Here is a 14,779-nt window from a genome sequence, read left to right as displayed (position 1 = left end):
CATAGGTCGTCACTTATGGCACATTCATTACCCGTATTCTCAGAAATTTTACCAAAAGACATTAAATCTAACGTTGAACAAGCCATCAACAATTGTAAAAAAGTGATTGAAGATGTGCTCTCCTCAACCTCAGAATACACGTGGAAAACCTTAGTTGAACCTATTGATGATGTTGACGATACCTTAGGTAAATTGTTTTCACCTATTTCGCACATGAACTCTGTAGTCAGTAGTGATGAACTCAGAGAGGCTTATGAATCATGTTTACCTTTACTATCTGAATACGGTACTTTTGTTGGTCAACACAAACCTCTTTATAAAGCTTACCAACAACTGGCCAACAGTGAGCACTACAAAACCCTGAATACAGCTCAAAAAAAAGTGATCGATAATGCTTTACGCGATTTTACATTATCAGGTATCGCATTAGCAGATGAACAACAAAAACGTTATGGCGAAATTGCCACACGTTTGTCAGATCTAAGCTCACAATTTAGTAACAACGTATTAGATGCTACCCAAGCGTTTACCGTAAATATAACTAACGAAGAGGAGCTCTCAGGATTACCAGAAAGTGCGAAAGAAGCAGCCAAAGCACTCGCCGCTGAACAAAATTTATCTGGCTGGTTGTTTACCCTAGATTTTCCAAGTTATTTACCAGTAATGACCTACTGCGACAACCGCGAATTACGTGAAAAAATATACACAGCTTTTGCTACCAGAGCTTCAGATCAAGGACCCAATGCGGGAGAATTTGATAACAGCTCAAATATGCTTGAAATATTAAACCTTCGTCATGAACTTGCCCAATTATTAGGTTTTAATAACTACGCTGAAAAATCTATTGAAACTAAAATGGCCTCACAAACCAGCCAAGTTATTCAATTTTTAGAAGACTTAGCCGCTAAATCTAAAAGCCAAGGCGAAGCCGAACTTGCTGAACTTACCGAGTTTGCTAAAACGGTTGATGCATCAGCAACCGATCTTCAAGCGTGGGATTTAGCCTATTACGGCGAAAAGCTCAAACAAGAAAAATACTCAATCTCCGACGAAGAATTACGCCCTTATTTCCCTGAAAACAAAATTGTTGCTGGTTTATTTCAAGTGGTTCACAAACTATTTGGTTTAACTATTACCGAATGTAACAATATTGATACTTGGCATAAAGACGTTAAGTTTTATGACGTGTTTGATTCAAACAACAACTTACGCGGTAGCTTTTATTTAGACTTATACGCACGTGCTAAAAAACGTGGTGGCGCTTGGATGGACGACTGCATAGGTCGTAGAGAGTTGCCTAACGGTAACATTCAACTCCCAGTCGCTTACCTAACCTGTAACTTTAACAAACCTGTTGGCGATAAACCGGCGTTATTCACTCACGACGAAGTAGTCACCTTATTCCATGAGTTTGGTCATGGCCTTCACCACATGCTTACGCAAATTAATGCTAGTGGCGTATCGGGTATCAACGGCGTTCCGTGGGATGCGGTAGAATTACCTAGTCAATTTTTAGAAAATTGGTGTTACGAACCTGAAGCACTCGCCTTTATGTCGGGTCATTATGAAACAGGCGAACCCTTACCAAAAGAAATGTTAGACAAAATGCTAGCCGCTAAAAACTTTCAATCGGCTATGCAAATGCTTCGTCAATTAGAATTCTCGTTATTTGATTTTAAAATGCATTTAAACTTTGATGCTTCAAAAGATAACACCAACTACATTCAAAACATTTTAGATGAAGTAAGGGCCGAATATTCAGTAACAAAAGCTCCTAGCTTTAATCGTTTTCAACATGGTTTTGGTCATATATTTGGTGGCGGATACGCTGCAGGCTATTACAGCTATAAGTGGGCTGAAGTATTATCTGCTGATGCGTTTTCAAGGTTTGAAGAAGAAGGCGTATTCAACCAACAAGTAGGACACGACTTTTTAACTAATATTCTTGAAAAAGGTGGTTCACAAGAACCTAGCGAACTATTTAAAGCTTTTAGAGGTAGAGAGCCAAGTATCGACGCGCTACTTCGTCATAGTGGTATTCTTTAAAGGTACGCGCTAAAAGTTAAATTTTAGTATACTAACAAAACTTAAATGCATTGGCTTTTTGGCCAGTGCATTTTTCATTTAACTAACAAGACCCATTTCACTCCATGGACAAATTAGAATCATTTAAAGCGTTATACCAAAGAGCCGCAGACCGAAAAGGTGGTAAGCAAGCACTGAATCTTTTGTTATCTGATGTTGCGCCCTTCAGTAAGTCTGAATTGAAAAACACGCTAACTGATGAACGAGTACTGTCAGCCTTTACCAAAAAAATATTTCAATCGGGTTTTGTATGGCGTGTAGTTGAAAATAAATGGGATAACTTTGAAGAAAGTTTTTTCCAATTTAATTTAGAAAAAATATTAATGATGCCTGAAGAAATGATGGAGAGAAAAGCCACAGATCCTAAAATAATTCGTAATTACAACAAAGTAAAAACCATTAAAGCTAATGCTCAAATGATGTTTAACGAGCAACAAAATGGTCATTCTTTTATTGAGTTTATGGTTAATTGGCCCGCCGATAACATCATTGGTTTATGGGCTTACCTTAAACAAAATGGCGCACGCTTAGGTGGAAACACCGGCCCTTATGCATTAAGAGCTTTAGGTATAGACACCTTTTTATTAACGCGAGATATTGAAGCCTACTTTCGTGCCCACGACATTGTAACTGGCGGCATTCAAACAAAATCGAGCTTAAAAGCTATCCAAGACAGTTTTAACCAATGGCAAACCGAATGCGATTTATCGTTGGGTCAATTAAGCCGACTCGTTGCTTATGCAACTGGCGATAACAACATACAAGTTGCCTAATACAAAAACCTAGCAACATGAATAAATCAAAAATGAGTAAGTTAAATGACCGAATTAAATGAAAATTTTGCCCATGTTGCCGTTGGTTATGTAGACAATACCGATACCGAATTAGCCAAAAAAATTGCGCAAAAATGGCGACTACAATACATAGGCGACGTTGCGTCAGTAATCAAACACCCACAACTTACCTTTTTGCTACAAGTTAATTTTCAAACCCTTGAATTAATTAAAATAGACGAACCTAAACTCAGCGCCATTAAAGTCGACTTTGTAGAAGGTGCTGCCGCACATCGACGTAAATTTGGTGGAGGCAGAGGTCAAGACATTGCCAAAGCCGTAGGCTTAAAACACGGGTTTACCCCACATGTATTAGATGCCACAGCCGGACTCGGGCGCGACTCTTTTGTATTAGCATCTTTAGGCTGCCAAGTGACCATGATAGAGCGCATGCCCATTGTAGCCGCCTTATTAGAAGACGGTTTAGCACGTGCAACGCTAAACACCGAAGTAGCAGATATTATTAGCAAAATGGAATTAGTGCACAGTTGTTTAACCCAAAATAGCTTTGAACACCTACAACCTGACGTGGTTTATTTAGATCCTATGTACCCACACAGAGAAAAATCAGCAGCTGTAAAAAAGGAAATGCGAGTATTTCAAACCCTCGTTGGTGAAGACTTAGATGCCGACGCATTACTCGCGCCAGCATTAGCAATAGCGAAATACCGAGTGGTAGTAAAACGCCCAACTTACGCGCCACCGTTAGCCAATAAAAAGCCGTCTACCAGTATTAAAATGAAAAAAAACAGATTCGACGTTTATGTGAATCAAGGTATTCCAAAGCTTTAGCGTAATGGCTCTACTTGTCGCTAATGTCGCTGAAACCATACTTTGCTGACAGCGACACAAAATAAGTTAGACAACAAATACATCCTATTCAAAATATTCAACCTCGATCACGCATCGGGGTTTGATAATACAATACCAATACTAATGCCCATTGAAAGTGCAAAACATATAATAGCGGCTATAGGTAATTCAATAGACCATTTAAATAAAGCTATGTTTACAAGCGATTCATTATGAAAAATAACAAATACTGACAATGCACACAAAAAAAATAGAATCGTCTTTAATATAGTTTTCATGTTATCTCCCAATCAAAATTTACTAATACCCGCAAGTATTATTCATATTCAAAAGAGTTAGACGATTGAACTCACCAGAAGTCACAAAATAAATAACTTAAATATTTTGTGACTTCTCCTCCTATCAACGCATCTAATTAATCAGTAACGTTTTATCCCCAAAAATTGGGTAGAATTAACATTAAGGAATACATATGAAGCACATACTACTTATTACATGTTTAGCATTTTTATTTACGGGTTGTACATCAACATCAAAATTAGAAGACTATGCCAATAACCCAAATGGCATGTGGTCAGAAGGTAAAAAATTATCAGAAAAAGGTGAAGCACTGATTAGTAAAGGTGAAAAAAACATAGAAGATGCACGTATTAGCGCTAATAAAGGGGAAGCACTTATTCAATCAAGTAATGATGCGATAATAAGAGCAAGACAAGATTACCAATTAGAAGCAGCAAAATCAGGAAGATCAACAACCCCACAAGAAGTGGAATACGAAGCTGAGCGTTTAGAGGCTATTGGCGAAAAATGGGCAAAAGCAATTTCAAATGTAAACAAAGGTAAAAAAGCGATAACGCAATCTAAAAAGACGGAAAGTGAAGGCCAACTACAAATAGAAAAAGGTCGTCAAATGGTTGAACAAGGCACTAACTTTATTCGTAATAGCCAAAAGATGAGACTGGATCAATCTGCAGCAACCTTATAATAAAACCCTGTAACAATATTTATACCCGTAACCAATCGAGAGGCTATTTCAGAACATCTTGAATGGTAGCGGGTATAGGTAGGCAGATTATGCAAAATCATATAAAATCAACAGCTCTCTATTATTCTTACTATTTAGCCTTAACCTAAACTCTGGTTATTTAGAATCGGTAACTTAAGCCCACCCCATAACAAATTTGATAACGACTCATCCCCAGCAAAGCGTTCGCCGTTTTTGTTGATTGCCAAGCTATAGCTGGTATAAGCATGTAACTCTATTGTATTTTTAAGAAGATATGACAACTGCATACGCAACTGAGCATAATTAAGGCCATTATGACCGTCTACTATATAGCCTGAATTGAATCCAAATGAGCTACTTAAATCTACAAGTAAGGCTTCGTTAAACTTATAACTTTTTATAAAAGCAATTTCTGAAAATAAACCACCGGCATCAAACGAATGATAGATGCTCGCTAATATTTGAATATCGTTACTGTAATCGTAAGAGAAGTCGATATTCACTTCATGGTCTGTAGCGCCAATATCATCTTCGTAAGATTTTAAATAACCATAGCCAACAAACACCTCTAATTTATCAAAAGCATAAATCCCGTAATTAACATTAAAGTTAACCTCTGAATAATCGGCACTTATACCTTTAGCTAGCCAGGGCGTTATATAAAAGTCGCCATAGTTAAACTCGGTAGATATTGAATAAAGACCACTACCAGACAAATTATCTCTGCCCTCAGTAATGTAATCACTCTCAGTTAAAATATGAAAATCCCAACCAAAAGCTTTCTCTGAATGAGTTGATTGAGTATGTTCAAATACAGCATGACGACTCGTTTGAGGATCGTTAACTATTACATTTTTATGCGGGGTTGTGTCTGCTTTTACAGCAGTAATAAAAAAAATGTTAATAATGAAAACAACCCTAACGGTGCATTTATTAATAAAGAACACTTTTTGTATTTCCTATTTTTTGAACGTTGCTCTACGGCGATTACTTAATAAAAAACCTAACGCCAAACCTATATACCCGTAACCATTCAAGATGCAGGTTTCAGTGGGAACTAAAAACAATTTAGGCACAGATTTTACGTTCCAGACGAAATCTAAGGTCTACATCCATGTATGCAAGGCATTAAGTTTACGTCATGGTTATTCTCGGTAACTGCTCCTGCGTTACCCTAATGTCCTACATCCGTGTAGGAACCTGACTAAAGTTAATAACGCGGCATAAATTGTTTTTAGACCCATCGAAGAAGCGCTTGAGCAAAATCACTTCATCGTTAATGCTTTTTATAAGGGAACAACCATTATTACAAAGCATTGCCTTGAATTGATATCGCTCAAGTGCTCTGAAATACGCATCTTGAGTGGTAGCGGGTATAAACAATACCAAACAAATTAACACTGCGCGTGGTATCGAAAATCCCCAAAATAAAAAAGAAACGCTCACTTCTTCCATATTTTGAATAAATAAAGACTACAACCAATACCAACAAGATAAGTATAAGACTCTTATACAATTTATTCATTTACTTTCCTAAAAATAATAAAGGGAGCTATTTGCTCCCTTAAGTCATATCTTTTATTTGGTTATTTTTTTGCGCTCAATAGCCGATACATTAGCCATGATCCGTCTGTTTATTGTATGTGCTTTAATCGTACCGCTGTTATCTATTAACTTAGTATCTCCGTAGCCCACAACATCAATACGATCGGTGTTAATATTGTATTGATTAACCAGTATATTTTTCACTGATTCTGCTCTTTTTTTCGATAACCATACGTTATATTGCTTATCACCTAATGACGAGCTATGTCCTTCTATCACGACTTCCGTATTAGAAAAGCGTTTCAGAAACGTTGAAAACTCTTCCAGTTGAGACATATCGTTTTTATTAACAATACTAGAGTTATGAGCAAATTTAATATCTAGCTGCATTCTTACTTCTTTATCTTCAAATATACTACAACCTTTACTGTCTACCTTATCGATTGACGGTGTATTAGCACAGGCATCTTTATTATCTGGAATACCATCATTATCACTGTCTGCAACAACCGGCTGAGAAACAACACAACCTGTGTTATCCACACGGCTATTTACTGGCGTGTTAGGACATAAATCTCTACTGTCTTGAACGCCATCTTGATCTGTATCTTCAACTCGAGCTACTGAACGAGTAGGTTTATTCTCTCCTCCAAAAGCATACGAAAAACCTAGTTTTACGCTGTAATCATTAAAACCTTCACCAAAATCGTGATGAGCAGCAACTTCAGTTATTATTTTTAAATTAGAATTAGTTTCCCAATGACGGCCTAATCCCACATTAACAAGACGCTGTGTTTCATCATACTTTTCTATTTTTAATCCTGTAAATACGTAGTAATCAGACTGTTGAGGGAAAAATAGAACATCAATACCTCCTCTATCTCCGCCAATTGTTTGTTTTGGCCCTTTAGTATCTAAATTCAAATGCGACCATTCAATTCGACCGGCCCAAGAAGGACTAAAACGAATACCGTATTCAAGACCTAAACCTAAACCATCGTTGTACTGAGGAGCAGGAAGAAACTTCTCATTGTCTGCATTGTAATATTCAGCAAAACCACCAAACCAAGATTCTTTATCTACAGAGTTATCAGCAGCAATTGCACCGTGCGACATAAGAGCAAGCATATTTAATGCAACAAATTTCTTTTTCATTTTAACTTCACCTTTTAATTCATGTTTATATACCCATTATCAATCGGGTGTTTATTTCAAAAATCTTGAATAACAACGGGTATATAGTTAATAAAACTATTTTCATAAAGATAGACGACATCAATACTTGAAAAGTCACATTTAAGTTCATTATTTTATTATTGATTGGTCGCGGGTATAAAAAAGAAGGTATGTTACATATGAGGAATGGCAACGTTATTTTTACAATGTAAAAAAGGAGGTTTGTGTATAACCTACGAACTAATAAAGGCTATTAATTCGTAAAATACATGTTCAGATTACCTTACAACCCAAGTGACTAATTAAATTGTGCAGTAAACCGTTGAAGTTTATTTTGATTAATAAATTGGCTTATTTTAGCTACATAAAAGTGACCCTCTTCAGAATATTTATCAAGAGTTTGTGCTAATAACAGCCCTGTAACAGCTTCTTCTTTTTGGCGAAGTTGCCCACGTTTTTTTCGTAGGGCTTTATAAGATGCATTGGTGTTTAAATTTCTTATGTAAGATCTAACCGATTCATTAATAGACGAGAACTTAGCCACTTCATGTGATTTTTGTAGATCTCGGGAAGACGGCACCATACCGCAACCTTTTGAAAAGCACCATTGCCCAAAAATATTATTTCCTTGTTTAGAAAATCTCGAAGATCCCCAACCAGACTCTATTGCCGCCTGTGTTAAAGCTAAAGAAGGAGGAATAACATCTACCCTTTCAAGTAGATTAGTGAAAAAATGTTTATCTACATTTTCACCATCCACCTTGTAATGAGTAGCCACTTTATTTAGCCATACCTTTTGTTTATGAGAAAGTTCTTCTGCCGGTACGTCTTGAAACAAAATAACGATTTTTCTTAACTTTAAAACATGTTCATTTTCTTGTTTAATAATGGGATATAACGTATTAAAAAAGAGCTCTTTCTTTTCCTTTACGTCCTTTATTTTTGAAAAGTCAGGCAGTTTATTTAACTTGTCGTAACTTTTTGCTTTGGCAACAGATATTAACGGTATTGGGCCATCATCTGATACAAATAAATAGATCACCAGTACACTTACAAATGAGCCGATTGCTAATGTTATATTTTTTTTAAAAGTACTTATCATCTATATCTACCTATTTTTTGAGTGTAAGTCTTAAAAATCATTATAATAAAACTTACACCCCACTTAATTAACCACTATCTATCTCTTGATCGTCAGTGCTTACACTGCCAGCCATTTTTTCTAATGCTCGTTTATAGCGCATCTTCACTGTGCTTAACTTCTGCTCTACTATGAGAGCAATATCATTAAACTCAAGATCGCCAGCAATACGAAAAACAACTATCGAACGCTCTTCTAAGCTAAGTCGAGCCAACATATGATTAAGTTGGCTACTTCTCTCAGTCAAATCTTCTGAGGCTTCTTCTAAAATTACATTTTCAGCTTCATCTAAATCGACTTGATCTAATTTCTTTTTTCTTAACCTAGTTAACGCCTGATTGTAGGCAATTCTGTATATCCATGTTTTAAAACTCGCTCGTTGTTCAAAGCGTTTAAGGTTGTTAAAAACATTTAGCATGGTGTCATTAACAGCTTCTTCTGCTTCTTCTTTCGAGTCTAAGTATCGATAACATACTTGTATTAACTTGCTATGATATCGATGAAAAAGCACTTCGTAAGCTGTTGTCACATAGGGTAATTGGAGGCTCGCAATACGTACTAACTCCAAATCATCTAATTGTGATAACCGATCAGAGACAAGACTTTTCTCGTTCTCTGGTGTTTTCATAGTTAACTCATTGTTAGTACTTTATTTAATCGAGTCATTCATTGGTGTAACAATAAACTTGCGGGTTAATAAATCTTGATTAGGCACACTTAATCTACGACCTTCTTTGTTTTCAAGTAATGTATTTACCGTACTTACAGCGATAACATTACCAACAAAACCTTCAAACTCTACTTCGTCGCCCGGCAACAGCTGCTCTCTGGCGTAAATACCAGAAACAATACTGTTCGCAATACTTTTCGTACCTAAACCTAAAGCCAAAGCAAGTGCTATACCTAAACTTGCAATTAACACGGTAAAAATTGTATTTAATAACTCTGTTTCAAGTTCAAGTTGAGCTATCACTAACGAAAAAGTAATAGCTAAAACAAGTATTTGTAATACACGACCTACTGACGAACCATACTCTACACCCATATTATTCAGTGAGATTTCAACTTTACTTTTACCTGATTTGGCTATAAATAAACCCAGCAAAGTAATAACAAGTGCGCCTAATAATTTAGGTAAATACTGAACAAAGGTATCTAAAATGGCTGAAAACCTATCTAAACCTAGTGTTTCAGAACCGGCAACAAGAATAATTAAAACGAAAAATACATGAAGTAAACGTCCTATCATTTCTGAAGGAGTAGATGTGAGTCCAAGTGTTTTTAAAATTTTACTTACATTCAATTTTGTACAAAGCTTATCGAATCCTAATTTTTCTATAATTTTAGCAACCCACTTAGTTATTATTTTAGAAATAAATAATCCCACCAGAACAACTAAAATGGTCGCTAATAAATTAGGTAAAAAGCCCGCTATTTCTGTCCAAAATTTGGATAATGCGTTACTAAATGATTGTGTCCAAACGTCTAAATTCATTTTAAGTCTCCGGTATTAGTATTTAACTGAGTTACATATTTTGTGGTAGTTGATTGTTTTATTACGTTTCGTTTTTTTAACGTGCTTTGATTATGTAAATCAAACTTGCGTTTTGCAGAATACATAGATGCACCAAAACCTAAGAATACAACCCAAATCCAACCCAAAAATAACCCGGTAACATCTTTAGCGGCTGTTACTTTTGAAGATTTTTCTAACACTTTCTTCAAGGCTTTATCTTCATTAGTCGTGGGAATTGTTTCTTGCCACATCAGTTTAAGTTCGTCTTCATCTAAATTCATTTATGTATCCTATGATTAAATTTTATTAATTTTAGCGCTTATTCGTTTCTCAAGTATGAGCTTTGTTTAAGTTAAAAATAAGCATTTCAATGCGTCGGCTATACTCTCTTCCTGTAATTGACTCATTTCTTGCAATAACTTTTTGCAATAACCTGCAGACTTAATCCACACGGTAAACCTATTTTTACGTTATTGTTCTTATAGACGAATACAAAAACGTAAAAGTCACAAAAAAATTAATATATTTTTATTGTGACTTTTACGTTATAACTCTCGTCAAAATATAACTCGTACAAAATAACCCAATAATCAACCCACCCGCTGGAGTGCATAATATGTCAGAACCCTTACCTGATTTAATTGAAGAGGTTATTAGCCATTCTGATCTCAATGCAGATATAGATAATGCTTCATTATTTATTGCTCAAGCCAATGAAGACGAAGTGGCTTTATTATTAGAATCTTTGCCAATAGATGAACGGATTATTTTATGGCAAACAATTCCTGAACATAAGCAACTTAATACTTTATTACAGATGCGTTGTGATCCCAGAGAAGTCCTTATTAAAGAGACGAATCCAGAACAATGGGATAAATTATTTGTCGGTATTGATTCTGAAGACCTGCTCGAATTAGCAGACTCTTTACCTGTTGAGTTAGTCGAACGCGCCTATGAAGCAATGGATAGGAAACAAAAACAATACTTTACCCGAGCGAATCAATACCCTGAAGAACAAATAGGTCACTGGATTTCTCATGATTTTTTAGTATTACCTATTAATGCTAGAGTGCGAGACGCGATGCGACTAATTCGCAGAGAAGTACCTCGACATACAGATATGATTTTTTTAGTTAACCGTTCAGGGCATTTTTCTGAAGCCGTGCCAATCGCTAAACTATATGGATTACCAGAACATTTACCCTTGGTAGATATTTCATTAGATGATTTTTTAGTGATATCGGCAAACGCTGAATGCGACCTTGTAGCTAAAGACGTTCAGTTATCCGGCTTTGGCTCATTACCTGTAGTAGATGAAAATCAAAAGCTACTCGGGCGAATAGATGTAACAACCGCGTCAGAACTTTTGCTTGAACACAATGAAAGGCAATTAATGGGTAGCGTAGGTATGGATGAGAATGAAGATTTATTCTCTCCTGTGCGAAAAAGTGCCAAAGGTCGTGCTATTTGGTTAGGTATTAATTTACTTACAGCATTCTTAGCCAGTGCTTTTATTGGTATGTTTGAAGCTACGTTACAGCAGGTTGTTGCTTTAGCTGTTCTTATGCCTGTTGTGGCAAGTATGGGAGGCATAGCGGGCAGCCAAACACTCACCTTAATGATACGTGGGTTAGCACTAAAACAAGTTAACCCTGCCAATTTTAAAATATTGTTAGTTAAAGAATTTAAAGTGGGTAGTCTTAACGGAATTATATGGGCAATAGTAATAGGCTTAGTAGCTGTAGCTTGGTTTAAAGACCCTTTACTAGGCATGGTGATAGGCATTGCCATTTTATTAAATATTATTGCAGCAGCTTGCGCTGGAATTTTTGTACCCGTTATTTTAGATAAACTAAAAATTGACCCTGCGCTTTCTGGTTCGGTTATTTTAACAACCGTAACTGATATTGTCGGGTTTGTTGCCTTTTTAGGGTTAGGTACTTTATTTTTACTTTAGAGCATATTCTTCAAAAGAGAAGTAAGAATAATTATAAGTGGTGATGAAATTATTGAAAAAGTAACCTGTGGATTCTATCCCCGTTGCAATCTTCCATATGTTGGTTGCAATGGGTATACAAGACTATTAAGCGGTACGCTCTACCAAAAGATCTGTTAACTCGCCTTGTTCTTCATTCGATAATTGCTCGTCACCATTTTTAGAGACTAAAAATACATTTTCTGTCGATTCACCTAGCGAGCTTATTTTTGCTGAATGAATAGTTAAGTTGAGCTGCGAAAATACCAAACAGATTTTTTCCATATAACAGGGGTCGTCTAAGGTATTTATTTTTAATAATGATTTATTCTTTTTACTCGACTTTAAAAACTCAACAGCTGTGGTGTTTTCAAAATGTTTTACAAACCTTGGGGTTGTTAAATTGTGATTAGACACTTCATTGTGAATAGACTTTTCAACACGTTTAACAATTTGAGATAAACGGTATTCTTCAACAATGGGTTCGTTGTTATTGTCGAGTAATTTAATAATTTCTAATACATTCCCGTCTTTAGTTTGCATTATTTGCGCATCTTTTACACTGAGTTTTGCGCCAGCTAATACGTTGAATATATCTACAAAAAGTTTAGGCCTGTCTTTTGTGTAAACAATTAAATTAGTTGAACCTGAAGACACTCCCTCTGGTATATAAACAACATTATTATTTACTGAATGATTTAATATTTGATCGCTAATACATACAATTTCATCAACACTATTACTACTGAAAAAATGATTAGGTAAATTAGCCCATAACGAAGTAATGCGGGCTTCTTCTACATTCATATTAGCGAGTAATAACTTGGCTTCACTTTTGTTTTCTCTAATTAAGGTACGCGATTCAAATATGTTTTCTATACCTTGCTTTAAAGCCGTTCGGGTTGATAAGTAAAGTTGTTTTAGCTGGCACTCTTGCCATTCATTCCAGTATTGTTCGTTGGTGGCGATCATGTCGGCTACTGTAAACACAAAAAGTGCGTTAAGTTTATCAACTGAACCGACTGTTTTGGCTAAGCGTTTAATAATTTCAGGATCTGCAATGTCATGACTTTGTATGGTAGTGATCAGTAACTCTTGATGCGTAACAAGCCAATAAATGAGTTTAATACTTGAGCTTTTAAGTTGATGTAATTCTGCAAATTCTTTAGCAATTACAGCACTCAGTTGATGATCATCGCCAACTTGCTTACCTGAAATATGATGACAAAGTGTCGCCATAACCAAAGCGTTTTTATCTTTAACATATTGATTAACAATATAAACAAAGCTCTTTTTATCAAACTCATGGCTAAAGCTATCAATAGCTTGCACGGCTTTAAAAGTATGTTCGTCTATTGTGTAAGCATTATGCATGTCGTATTGCATTTGGCCTTGAATACGTTCCCAATGGGAGAAATAAGACGCTAAAATATCGTATCTATGCATTAAACTCAGCGCGGTTTTAAGTCCTTTCGGATGCTGTAATAATGCAATAAATTCTTCTTGGCAGCCTTGGTAACAGCTAAGTTCACCTAATAAACGTCGTCTCGTTTGTCTTAATAAGCGAATGGTTTCAGGGGCAATTCCATGAATATTATCGTGTTCAGCTATCAATAAAAAGAGTCTTATTACCTGTCTTTTATCAATAAAAGCTTCGTCGTAGCGTACTTGAATAAGGTGATTACAAACAGAAAAATACTCATCAATAATACATTCTGGCTGATTAGGCTGATGCTTTAATATGTCAAACAGGAAAGAGTCTTTGAGCATTTGATTAAGCTCGCGGATACGTGTCATGGCCCTAAACAAAAAGCCCATCATACTCTCGATGGCGTGTTGTGTATTTTCACCACTACCAAAACGCATGAACCTAGCGACTGCCGATTGATAATCGAATAATAGGTTTTCTTGAGGACGATTAACAACTGAGTGTAATGCCCATCTAACACGACAAACAAAATCATAAGACTCTAATAACTCGGAGGTTTCGTCTGCGGTTAAAAATCCGGTAGATTTGATTGTACTGGCGGTGTCGGTCAAAAAATGTTTTTGTGCTATCCATTGAATAGTTTGTACATCGCGCATACCGCCGGGGTTATTTTTTAAATTTGGCTCTAAATATAACGCGGTATTTTTGGCTTGTTGATGACGGTTTTCTTGTTCTAGCATTTTTTCTTGAAAGAACACTTTACTCGTTAGTATTTTGTCGCCATAAAGCGCTTCTTTGATTTTTTTTGCATGATCTTGAGGACCATGAAGAGGTCTTAAATCCAAGAGGTTTGTTGCTATAGTGATGTCTTTTTGTGAGAGTTGAATAGATTCATCAGTTGTTCTGACTGAATGGCCGATATCAGTACCTAAATCCCAAAGTTTAGTTAAAAAACAAGAAAGTGTTTCTTCAACTTTTTGAGAAATATCGCCTTCGCTTATAATCGCCAAATCTATATCTGATTGAGGATGTAATCTTTTTCTGCCATACCCACCTACTGCATTAATAGATAAAGGTGAGTTATGTAATTCAAACGAAATCCAGAGTGAAATCAATAATTCATCAAAAAATTCAGCTCTTTTTTCCAGCAAAGATTGAATCGAGTCAGTATGAAATTTTTCATTTAGTGTCTGAGTGTAATTAGCAATATATTGGCGTAATTCAACTCCAGATGTTTCTTTTGAAACGAAAGACATTTGG

13 protein-coding genes are annotated in these 14,779 nt (G+C 35.9%); 5 read left to right on the top strand and 8 right to left on the bottom strand.

Features of this window, described 5'->3' with window-relative positions:
* Positions 1-15 precede the first annotated feature (15 nt).
* The 3 genes from prlC (at position 16) to AC0L5Q_RS14210 (ending at position 3,710) form a co-directional block, all read left to right on the top strand.
* A complete protein-coding gene (prlC, locus tag AC0L5Q_RS14220; protein ID WP_473609990.1) occupies positions 16-2,046 on the top strand; it encodes an oligopeptidase A in 2,031 nt (676 codons plus the stop codon).
* A 104-nt stretch (positions 2,047-2,150) separates the two neighbouring features.
* Entirely contained in the window at positions 2,151-2,858 is a 708-nt protein-coding gene (locus AC0L5Q_RS14215; protein ID WP_473609987.1) for a DNA-3-methyladenine glycosylase I, read from the top strand.
* A gap of 45 nt (positions 2,859-2,903) precedes the next feature.
* Complete coding sequence (locus tag AC0L5Q_RS14210) at positions 2,904-3,710, top strand: class I SAM-dependent methyltransferase (RefSeq protein ID WP_473609982.1); 807 nt, start codon at positions 2,904-2,906, stop codon at positions 3,708-3,710.
* 107 nt (positions 3,711-3,817) lie between these two features.
* Here AC0L5Q_RS14210 and AC0L5Q_RS14205 read toward each other — a convergent pair whose 3' ends face one another.
* Complete coding sequence (locus AC0L5Q_RS14205) at positions 3,818-4,009, bottom strand: hypothetical protein (RefSeq protein ID WP_473609978.1); 192 nt, start codon at positions 4,007-4,009, stop codon at positions 3,818-3,820.
* A gap of 194 nt (positions 4,010-4,203) precedes the next feature.
* Here AC0L5Q_RS14205 and AC0L5Q_RS14200 point away from each other — a divergent pair, with 194 nt between their 5' ends.
* A complete protein-coding gene (locus AC0L5Q_RS14200) occupies positions 4,204-4,716 on the top strand; it encodes a hypothetical protein (protein ID WP_473609974.1) in 513 nt (170 codons plus the stop codon).
* Positions 4,717-4,856: 140 nt separating this feature from the next.
* Here the strand turns inward: AC0L5Q_RS14200 and AC0L5Q_RS14195 are convergent, their stop codons facing one another.
* The 6 genes from AC0L5Q_RS14195 to AC0L5Q_RS14170 form a co-directional block, all read right to left on the bottom strand.
* Positions 4,857-5,684 (bottom strand): hypothetical protein, encoded by an 828-nt coding sequence (locus AC0L5Q_RS14195; protein ID WP_473609971.1) that lies wholly within the window; start codon positions 5,682-5,684, stop codon positions 4,857-4,859.
* 631 nt (positions 5,685-6,315) lie between these two features.
* Positions 6,316-7,437 (bottom strand): OmpA family protein, encoded by a 1,122-nt coding sequence (locus AC0L5Q_RS14190; RefSeq protein ID WP_473609967.1) that lies wholly within the window; start codon positions 7,435-7,437, stop codon positions 6,316-6,318.
* A 319-nt stretch (positions 7,438-7,756) separates the two neighbouring features.
* Positions 7,757-8,560, bottom strand: a complete 804-nt coding sequence (locus AC0L5Q_RS14185) for a glucosaminidase domain-containing protein (protein WP_473609963.1) — start codon at positions 8,558-8,560, stop codon at positions 7,757-7,759.
* A gap of 67 nt (positions 8,561-8,627) precedes the next feature.
* A complete protein-coding gene (locus AC0L5Q_RS14180) occupies positions 8,628-9,227 on the bottom strand; it encodes a sigma-70 family RNA polymerase sigma factor (protein WP_473609962.1) in 600 nt (199 codons plus the stop codon).
* Between the two features lie 21 nt (positions 9,228-9,248).
* Positions 9,249-10,094 carry a mechanosensitive ion channel family protein gene (locus tag AC0L5Q_RS14175; RefSeq protein ID WP_473609958.1) on the bottom strand — a complete coding sequence of 282 codons (846 nt, stop codon included), beginning with the start codon at positions 10,092-10,094 and terminating at the stop codon, positions 9,249-9,251.
* The gene (locus AC0L5Q_RS14170) at positions 10,091-10,396 is read right to left on the bottom strand and encodes a hypothetical protein (RefSeq protein ID WP_473609954.1); all 306 of its coding nucleotides are present in this window, start codon (positions 10,394-10,396) and stop codon (positions 10,091-10,093) included. Before AC0L5Q_RS14170 ends, AC0L5Q_RS14175 begins: the two co-directional genes overlap by 4 nt.
* 335 nt (positions 10,397-10,731) lie before the next feature.
* Here AC0L5Q_RS14170 and AC0L5Q_RS14165 point away from each other — a divergent pair, with 335 nt between their 5' ends.
* Positions 10,732-12,072 (top strand): magnesium transporter, encoded by a 1,341-nt coding sequence (locus AC0L5Q_RS14165; RefSeq protein WP_473609950.1) that lies wholly within the window; start codon positions 10,732-10,734, stop codon positions 12,070-12,072.
* A 126-nt stretch (positions 12,073-12,198) separates the two neighbouring features.
* Here AC0L5Q_RS14165 and glnD read toward each other — a convergent pair whose 3' ends face one another.
* Positions 12,199-14,775: a [protein-PII] uridylyltransferase gene (gene glnD / locus AC0L5Q_RS14160; RefSeq protein WP_473609946.1), complete on the bottom strand. Its 2,577-nt coding sequence runs from the start codon at positions 14,773-14,775 to the stop codon at positions 12,199-12,201.
* Positions 14,776-14,779 lie beyond the last annotated feature (4 nt).

The sequence above is a fragment of the Pseudocolwellia sp. G5-9 genome, from assembly GCF_055808995.1.
Note: the sequence above shows the minus strand (reverse complement) of the source record. Positions and strands in the feature narration are given on the sequence as shown.

Bases quoted from the DNA above. Each gene is read 5' to 3' on its own strand.
- prlC (WP_473609990.1), top strand. From the start codon at position 16: ATGGCACATTCATTACCCGTATTCTCAGAAATTTTACCAAAAGACATT.
- AC0L5Q_RS14215 (WP_473609987.1), top strand. From the start codon at position 2,151: ATGGACAAATTAGAATCATTTAAAGCGTTATACCAAAGAGCCGCAGAC.
- AC0L5Q_RS14210 (WP_473609982.1), top strand. From the start codon at position 2,904: ATGACCGAATTAAATGAAAATTTTGCCCATGTTGCCGTTGGTTATGTA.
- AC0L5Q_RS14205 (WP_473609978.1), bottom strand. From the start codon at position 4,009: ATGAAAACTATATTAAAGACGATTCTATTTTTTTTGTGTGCATTGTCA.
- AC0L5Q_RS14200 (WP_473609974.1), top strand. From the start codon at position 4,204: ATGAAGCACATACTACTTATTACATGTTTAGCATTTTTATTTACGGGT.
- AC0L5Q_RS14190 (WP_473609967.1), bottom strand. From the start codon at position 7,437: ATGAAAAAGAAATTTGTTGCATTAAATATGCTTGCTCTTATGTCGCAC.
- AC0L5Q_RS14185 (WP_473609963.1), bottom strand. From the start codon at position 8,560: ATGATAAGTACTTTTAAAAAAAATATAACATTAGCAATCGGCTCATTT.
- AC0L5Q_RS14180 (WP_473609962.1), bottom strand. From the start codon at position 9,227: ATGAAAACACCAGAGAACGAGAAAAGTCTTGTCTCTGATCGGTTATCA.
- AC0L5Q_RS14175 (WP_473609958.1), bottom strand. From the start codon at position 10,094: ATGAATTTAGACGTTTGGACACAATCATTTAGTAACGCATTATCCAAA.
- AC0L5Q_RS14170 (WP_473609954.1), bottom strand. From the start codon at position 10,396: ATGAATTTAGATGAAGACGAACTTAAACTGATGTGGCAAGAAACAATT.
- AC0L5Q_RS14165 (WP_473609950.1), top strand. From the start codon at position 10,732: ATGTCAGAACCCTTACCTGATTTAATTGAAGAGGTTATTAGCCATTCT.
- glnD (WP_473609946.1), bottom strand. From the start codon at position 14,775: ATGTCTTTCGTTTCAAAAGAAACATCTGGAGTTGAATTACGCCAATAT.